This window comes from Psychrobacter sp. 1Y4, assembly GCF_051847555.1.
The window spans coordinates 1-636 of sequence record NZ_JBPYDE010000725.1; the positions used below are offsets into that span (position 1 = coordinate 1).

The window sequence follows — 636 nt, forward strand, 5'->3', positions numbered from 1 at the left end:
TTTAGCGACTTGGCTTTACCAACGTATAAAATATCGCCGTTTTTGCCCAGCATCTTATATACTCCTGGCAAATTAGGCAGGTTCTTGATCAGATGCTTAAGACGGGCTTTTTTATCATCGACAGGACTCGATTCTGAGACAGTAACCATAGAATTTATTGCTCTTAAAAATCTTAGTAATACTGCTAGTTATGGGGCAGGAATCGTGGTTTTGCAAGCTGATTATTGCCCCAATAGCACGCATAAAAAAAGCCAGCTTTATGCTGACTTCGTTTATTCGGTCATATGCTAATCATGAATGGTCTAATGACGGAAGTTTGCCATTAATGCTGGAATACCCGGCAACATACCAACGATAGCCATCACGCCAGTCAGTACCACAAACATAATACCCGGTATGATCCAGCGGCTCATTTTAGTCAAACTGGCGCTGCGCTCTTTTGAGCCGATCAAGCCCAAATTATCAAGCAATAGCGTGAGTGACCAACCAAAGGCTGGGTTCACCAAGGCAGAAGCAAACACCACAATAGCAGCAGACTGCGTGGTTTTACCTTCGCGCGTCATCTCCATGCCAGCCTCTAATAGTGGGATAAACACCCCAACGATCAACGCCACACACATCACTGGTTGCCAGATA

General features: G+C 44.7%; 1 protein-coding gene. It reads right to left on the reverse strand.

Going from position 1 to position 636, the window contains the following annotated elements:
* Positions 1–302: 302 nt before the first annotated feature.
* Positions 303–636, reverse strand: a 334-nt coding sequence (locus ACS8FC_RS18545) for a DUF3360 family protein (protein ID WP_439297873.1), incomplete at its 5' end; no start/stop codon positions are given.